The organism is Enterovirga sp. (genome assembly GCF_028290205.1).
Lineage (GTDB): Bacteria > Pseudomonadota > Alphaproteobacteria > Rhizobiales > Beijerinckiaceae > Enterovirga.
In genome coordinates, this window is record NZ_JAQGKF010000169.1 from 22,965 (window position 1) to 29,825 (window position 6,861).

Genomic DNA, 6,861 nt, shown 5'->3' on the forward strand with positions numbered 1-6,861 from the left:
CTAGCGGACGCGTTCGAGCACGGACACGTAATTCGCGACCGCCGCTCCGCCCATGTTGAAGATGCCGGCCAGTTCGGCCCCCTCGACCTGGATGCCTCCCGCCTCGCCGCAGAGCTGCATGGCGGAGAGTGCGTGCATCGACACGCCGGTTGCGCCGACGGGATGGCCCTTCGACTTCAGGCCGCCGGACGGGTTCACGGGCAGGCGCCCGCCCTTCTCCGTCCAGCCCTCGCGGATGGCGCGGGCGCCCTGCCCTTCCGGCACCAGGCCCATGGCCTCGTATTCGATCAGCTCGGCGATGGTGAAACAGTCGTGCGTCTCGACGAAGGAGAGGTCGTCGAGACCGATGCGGGCCTGTTCGAGCGCCCGTTTCCAGGCCACCGCGCAGCCCTCGAAACGCAGGATGTCGCGCTTCGACAGGGGCAGGAAGTCCTGGGCGTGGGCGCGGGCCCGGAAGGCCACCGCGCGGTTCATGCGTTCGGCCGTTTCGGCATCGGCAATGACGAGCGCGGCGGCCCCGTCCGACACGAGCGAGCAATCGGTCCGCTTCAGCGGGCCGGCCACGAACGGGTTCTTGTCCGATTCCGCCCGGCAAAAGGCGAAGCCGAGGTCCTTGCGCATCTGCGCGTAGGGATTGCTGACGCCGTTGCGGTGGTTCTTGGCCGCGATCATGGCCAGCGCGTCGGACTGGTCGCCGTGGCGCTGGAAATAGCTCTGGGCGATGGTGCCGAACACGCCCGCGAAGCCGCCCTCGGTGGCGCCCTCTTCGGCCAGGTAGGAGGCCCGGAGGAGGTTGCGGCCGATCTCGGCAGAAGGCGTCCGGGTCATCTGCTCGACCCCGACCACGAGCACGATCCGGGCCTGTTTCGCCTGAATGGTGTTCAGCGCGTGATGCACGGCAGCCGAGCCGGTCGCACAGGCATTCTCGACGCGGGTGGCAGGCTTGAAGCGGAAACCGTCATCCGCCTGGAGGACCAGGGAGGCGGTGAAATCCTGCGGGGAGAAGCCGGCATTGAAATGCCCGAGCACGATCTCGTCGACATCGTCCGGACCGAGACCGGCATGGTCGAGCGCCTCGCGCGTCACGCGGACCACCAGGCTCTCGACCGTCTCGGCGTCGTGTTTTCCGAACGGGGTGTGGGCCCAACCGACGATCGCGGGTTGCATGGCGTCTCTCTCCTACCCTTTTGCCCCATATGCGCCGGGCGTCCGGCCCGGACAAGCGCGGCTGCGGCATGCCTCCCCGGTGCGCGGCTCAGCCGGCGCTGGTGAGGAGGAGGAGGACACCCAGCCCGATCAGGGCCATGCCGGCGAGTTCGCGCGGCGCCGTTCCCTCGCGCAGAACCCGGCGGGACACGAACTGGGCCAGCACCACCTCGACCAAGCCCAGGGTCCGGACGTTGGCGGCCGCGGTCAGCGCGAAGCCGATGAACCAGAACAGCGAGGTTCCGGCGCCCAGGCACCCCGCCGTCAGGGAACGGCGCCAGTGCCGAAGGCCGCCCAGCAGCGCCGCCCGGTTGAAAGCCGCGAGCCAAGCCCCGAGCAATGCGGTCTGGATGGCGAGGCCCCAGGCCAGCACCGCAGCCGACCGGGCGAGGAACGATCCGGTCTCGAAGGCCAGAATGGCGCCCCGAAATCCGACCGCCGCGAAGGCGAAGAGCGCCCCCCCCAGAAGCCCCAACGCAATGGCCCGGCCGCCGCCCTGGGCCATGTCCCCAACCGTACGGGGCGTCCAGGAGACGGCGACCACGCCTGCCGTCGCCGTGACGACGGCCAGCACGGCGGCCACAGAGAGACGGTCGCCGAGAACCACGAAGCCGAACACCGCGATCTGGATGACCTCGGCCTTGAGCACGGCGGTCACGACGGAAAACGACCTGAGCCGCATCGCGGCCAGCATCAGGGCCGTGGCCAGGATCTGCGACACTGCGCCCAGCAGGAGAAAGGCCGTGAAGCCGGGTCCCGGCCGCGGCAGCGCCTCCCCGGTGACGGGCAGCAGCACCGCGAGAAACAACAGGGCAAAAGGCAGGCCGTAGACGAAGCGGACCTGCGTCGCCCCGACCGTGCCGAGTTCCTCGGTCAGGCCCCTCTGCATCGTGTTGCGGGCGACCTGCCCGGCGCAGGCGATCAGCGTCGCCGGGATCCAGAGCCAACCCACGTCCATGTCGGTCGCCTGAAACGCTGTTTGGTGCTATGCCATGCTGTCGCCACGTATGGGCCGATAGGTAGCCTCCAACAAGGGCAGGCGGGCTGCCCTGCATTGGGGCTGCGCAACGACGGGTTGCGCCGGCGCATGCGCCGATCTTCACCGGAGCTGAGACGCATGGCTGCGAGACGTGCCGCTTTTCTCGCGAGCGCCGGGTTGGCGTGGGTTGTTGCCGCCGGCGCGGCCGTCGCCCAGACCCCTGGCCTCGTGGTGGACGCAGCCTCGGGCCGTGTCCTGTTCGCTGAGCGGGCCACGGATCCCTGGTACCCGGCCTCCATCACCAAGCTGATGACGGTCTATGTTGCGCTGGAGCAGGTGCAGCAGGGCCGCATCGCGATGAACAGCCTGCTGACGATGTCGGAGACGGCGGCGAGCCAGCCGCCCTCAAAGCTCGGGCTGCGGCCCGGCCAGACGATGACGCTCGAGAACGCCATCAAGGTCATCATGGTGAAGTCGGCCAACGACGTCGCCCACATGATCGGCGAGAATCTCGGTGGCGGCACCGTCGAGGGCTTCGCCGAGATGATGAACGCAGCCTCGCAGCGGCTCGGCATGCACGAAAGCCGCTGGACCAACCCGTCCGGACTGCCGGATTTCCGGCAGCAGACCTCTGCCCGCGACATGGCTCTCCTGGCGCGCGCGCTCGTGACCCGCTTCCCGGAACATGACGGCCTGTTCCGAATCGGCGCCGTGAAGCTCGGCCAGACCGTGATGCGCAACCATAACGGCCTGCTGGGCCGCTACCCGGGCGCGGACGGCATGAAGACCGGCTTCATCTGCTCGGGCGGCTTCAACGTGGTGGCGACCTCGACCCGCAACGGCCGGCGGCTGATCGCCGTCGTGATGGGCTATCCGTCCTCCAAGGAGCGCGACCTGCGCACAGCCGACCTGTTCGATGCGGGCTTCTCCTCCGCCGGCTGGAGCGCCCAGACCGTGGACAGCCTGCCGCCCTCGGCGTCCATGACGGCTCCGGACATGCGGCCGGTGATCTGCGGACCCAAGCGCAAGCAGCCGCGCGAAGACGACGAGCAGCAGCTCGCGCTGCGGGCCGCCGCCTCCGGCAACGCCGAAAATCCCATCGCGAGTCTGTTCTCGGGGTCCGCGCTCGGCCTTGGCCCGGCCGGGACGGCCGCGCTCGGCAGCCGCCGCGACCTCGGGCCGCGGGTGGCGTTCGAGCCGATCCCGGTCTGGCTCGGCGCCTCCCCGGGCGCGGTTGCGAACGAGGACGGTCAGCTCAAGGGCGGCCGCGGCCGCCGGGTCACGCGGGTGGCCGGCCAGAAGGACCGGGCCAAGCCGGCCGGCCGCACCGCGCCCGGGCCGGCCGCGATCGCCTTCACGTCATCGGAGCCAGCCCCGATCGCGGCCGGCATCGGCCTGGCCAAGCCCAAGGCGGCTGGAGCGGCCGCGAAGCCGAAGCTCGGCGCCATCACGGCCAAACCGACTGCGAAGCCCGAGGGCCTGAACCCGGGCGCGAACACGGCTGCGGCGAAGGCCAGGGCGAAGCCGAAGCTCAAGGCGGCCGAGGCCAAGGCCGACAAGCCGAAGACGGCGGTCGCCCGCAGCAAGCCTGCCACGCGTGAGTAGCCCGGGCTCCGCGGCGCGGCCGGCGGGTCCGCAGCCACCCATTCCGCTCACGGTCCTGACCGGCTTCCTGGGAGCCGGCAAGACGACGCTGCTGAACGGTCTCTTGGCGGATCCGGACCTCGCCGACACGGTCGTGATCGTGAACGAGTTCGGCGAAATCGGCCTCGATCACCTGCTGGTGGAGACGGTGGAGGACGGGCTCGTCCTCCTGTCGGCGGGATGCCTGTGCTGCACCGTCCGGGGCGATCTGGTTCGGACGCTGGAAGACCTTCTGCGCAAGCGCGACAACGGCCGCATTCCGGCCTTTCGCCGCGTGGTGATCGAGACCACGGGCCTTGCGGATCCGGCGCCGGTTCTGTCGGCCGTGCTGTACCACCCGTACCTGTCGCTGCGTTACGCGGTGGCCGGCGTCGTGACGGTGGTTGACGCGTTGCACGGGCAGGACACGCTCGACCGGCACGAGGAAGCGCGCCGGCAGGTCGCGGTGGCGGACCGCATTGTGCTGTCCAAGAGCGATCTCGCGCAGACCGACGCCGGCGCGCTGACGTCGCGGCTTCGCCAGCTCAATCCCGGGGCACCCGTCATCCCGGCCGTCCAGGGCCGCGTGGCCGCCGCCGCGGTGTTGGCCGGGGGGCTGTTCGATGCCGCGGGGAAAATCGACGACGTCGCCGGCTGGCTCCGGGCCGAGCAGGTCGAGGCCGGGCACCACCACCACCATCACCACAACGTCAGCCGGCACGGCGAGCGCATCCGCTCCTTTGTGCTGACGAGCGAGACGCCCATCGGCCAGGGGGCGCTCGACACCTTTCTAGACATCGTCCGGGGTCAGTACGGCCCCGGAATCCTGCGGCTGAAGGGGCTGGTCGCGCTCCAGCACGACCCGTCGCGCCCGCTGGTGATCCAGGGCGTGCAGCACGTGCTGCACGTCCCGGCGCTGCTGCCGGGCTGGCCCGACGCGGACCGGCGCACCCGCATCGTGTTTATTGTCGAGGACGTCCCGGAGGGCGCGGTTGAACGCCTGTGGCGGGCCTTCATCGGCCAGCCGTCGCTTGATGAGCCGGACGCCGCCGCGCTGACCGACAACCCGCTCGCGCCCGCCACGCTGGCGCGCTGAGCCCTGCGGCGCCGGGGCGCCGGGGCCGCCCCTCACATGTGAATGGCGCGCTTCTCGACGGCGAGGGCCGCCTCCTTGACGGCCTCGGCCAGCGTCGGATGGGCGTGGCAGGTCCGGGCGATGTCCTCCGAGGAGGCGCCGAACTCCATCGCCAGCGCCGCCTCGGCGATGAGGTCGCCCGCATGCGCGCCCACGATATGCACGCCGAGCACGCGGTCGCTCGCCGCATCGGCCAGGACCTTCACGAAGCCGTCCGTGGTGCCGTTGGCCTTGGCCCGGCCGTTGGCCGTGAACGGGAACTTGCCCACCAGGTAGGCGACCCCGGCCTCCTTGAGCTCTTCCTCGGTCTTGCCGACGGCTGCGACCTCGGGGTTCGTGTACACGACCGACGGGATCACATCGTAGTTCACATGGCCCGCCTTGCCGGCCAGGATCTCGGCGACGGCGACGCCCTCGTCCTCGGCCTTGTGGGCCAGCATCGGCCCGGCGATCACGTCGCCGATGGCGTGCACGCCCGCCACGTTGGTGGCAAAATGCGGGTCGACGATCACGCGCCCGCGCGGATCGAGCGCGACCCCGAGCTCCGCCAGCCCGAGCCCGTCCGTGAAGGGAACGCGGCCGGTCGCGACCAGCACGATGTCGGCCTCCAGCGTCGAGGCGGCACCGCCGCCCTGCGCCGGCTCGAGGGTGACCACGGCGCCCGCGCCCTTGCGCTCGACCTTGGTGACCTTGGTGGCGAGCTTGAACGAGAAGCCCTGCTTGCCCAGAATGCGGCTGAACTGCTTGGCAACCTCGGCGTCGATGCCGGGCAGGATGCGGTCCAGATATTCGACCACGGTGACCTCGGCCCCGAGACGGCGCCACACGGAGCCGAGCTCGAGCCCGATCACGCCGGCGCCGACCACGACCAGCTTCTTGGGCACGGCCCGCAGGGCGATGGCCTGGTCCGAGGAGATCACGACCTCGCCGTCGAACTCGACGCCCCGCAAGGGCGCGACGGCCGAGCCGGACGCGATCACGACCGCCTTGGTCTCCAGCACCTGCTGGCTGCCATCCTCGGCCGTCACCTCGACCCGGGGGCCGGCGACGACGCGCCCGGTGCCCCGGAAGCTGTCGATCTTGTTCTTCTTCAGGAGGAACTCGACGCCCTTGACGTTGCCGGCGACGCCCTCGTCCTTGAAGCTCATCATCTTGGCGAGATCGAGCGTCGGGGTGCCGACGCCGATGCCCAGATCGGCAAAGTGGTCGCGGGCTTCGGCAAAGAGTTCGGAAGCGTGCAGCAGCGCCTTGGACGGGATGCAGCCGACATTCAGGCAGGTGCCGCCATGCGTGGCCCGCTTCTCGACAACAGCCGTCTTGAGCCCGAGCTGGGCCGCCCGGATGGCGCAGACATAGCCGCCCGGGCCGGTGCCGATGACGACGAGATCGTAGGACATGAAATCTTACCCTGGTCTGTCAGGCCCGGCTCTCCCGGGCGTCCCGATCGACGGAGCGCTGGCCCCATCACGATGGCCGGGACAAGCACCAAAACATGCCGCAGCCACCTAGAATGGCCCAGCCCGGACCGCCACCCCTCGCCGCCCCCTCGGCCGGAGGCGCGGCGCACGATCCGGGCCGGAGACGGGCAGCAGCAGGGCGGACGCACGCGCGCCCGCCCGCCGAGACTTAGAGGTCGAGGATCAGCCTGGCCGGGTCCTCGAGCGCCTCCTTGACGCGGACCAGGAAGGTCACGGCTTCCTTGCCGTCGACGATCCTGTGATCATAGGACAAGGCCAGGTACATCATGGGGCGGGCCACGACCTGGCCGCCGCGCACCACCGGCCGCTCCTCGATGCGGTGCATGCCCAGGATGGCCGATTGCGGCGCGTTCAGGATCGGCGTCGACATCAGCGAGCCGTAGATGCCGCCGTTGGTGATCGTGAAGGTGCCGCCCTGCATCTCGTCGATCTTGAGCTGA

General features: G+C 70.3%; 6 protein-coding genes. 2 read left to right on the forward strand and 4 right to left on the reverse strand.

Going from position 1 to position 6,861, the window contains the following annotated elements:
- Both JWR86_RS12390 and JWR86_RS12395 read right to left on the reverse strand, forming a co-directional pair.
- On the reverse strand, positions 1-1,167 hold the full coding sequence (locus JWR86_RS12390) for an acetyl-CoA acetyltransferase (protein WP_299565821.1): 1,167 nt from the start codon (positions 1,165-1,167) through the stop codon (positions 1-3).
- An 88-nt stretch (positions 1,168-1,255) separates the two neighbouring features.
- On the reverse strand, positions 1,256-2,164 hold the full coding sequence (locus tag JWR86_RS12395; protein WP_299565824.1) for an EamA family transporter: 909 nt from the start codon (positions 2,162-2,164) through the stop codon (positions 1,256-1,258).
- Between the two features lie 198 nt (positions 2,165-2,362).
- On the opposite strand from JWR86_RS12395, the gene JWR86_RS12400 reads away from it, so the two are divergent.
- The gene (locus tag JWR86_RS12400; RefSeq protein ID WP_299565827.1) at positions 2,363-3,790 is read left to right on the forward strand and encodes a D-alanyl-D-alanine carboxypeptidase family protein; all 1,428 of its coding nucleotides are present in this window, start codon (positions 2,363-2,365) and stop codon (positions 3,788-3,790) included.
- The gene (locus JWR86_RS12405) at positions 3,783-4,904 is read left to right on the forward strand and encodes a GTP-binding protein (RefSeq protein WP_299565830.1); all 1,122 of its coding nucleotides are present in this window, start codon (positions 3,783-3,785) and stop codon (positions 4,902-4,904) included. Before JWR86_RS12400 ends, JWR86_RS12405 begins: the two co-directional genes overlap by 8 nt.
- 32 nt (positions 4,905-4,936) lie before the next feature.
- Here JWR86_RS12405 and lpdA read toward each other — a convergent pair whose 3' ends face one another.
- On the reverse strand, positions 4,937-6,340 hold the full coding sequence (gene lpdA / locus JWR86_RS12410; RefSeq protein WP_299565833.1) for a dihydrolipoyl dehydrogenase: 1,404 nt from the start codon (positions 6,338-6,340) through the stop codon (positions 4,937-4,939).
- A 229-nt stretch (positions 6,341-6,569) separates the two neighbouring features.
- Positions 6,570-6,861, reverse strand: a 292-nt coding sequence (locus JWR86_RS12415; RefSeq protein ID WP_299565837.1) for a 2-oxo acid dehydrogenase subunit E2, incomplete at its 5' end; no start/stop codon positions are given.

Coding starts and splice junctions, on each gene's coding strand:
- lpdA (WP_299565833.1), bottom strand. CDS start 6,340: ATGTCCTACGATCTCGTCGTCATCGGCACCGGCCCGGGCGGCTATGTC.
- JWR86_RS12395 (WP_299565824.1), bottom strand. CDS start 2,164: ATGGACGTGGGTTGGCTCTGGATCCCGGCGACGCTGATCGCCTGCGCC.
- JWR86_RS12390 (WP_299565821.1), bottom strand. CDS start 1,167: ATGCAACCCGCGATCGTCGGTTGGGCCCACACCCCGTTCGGAAAACAC.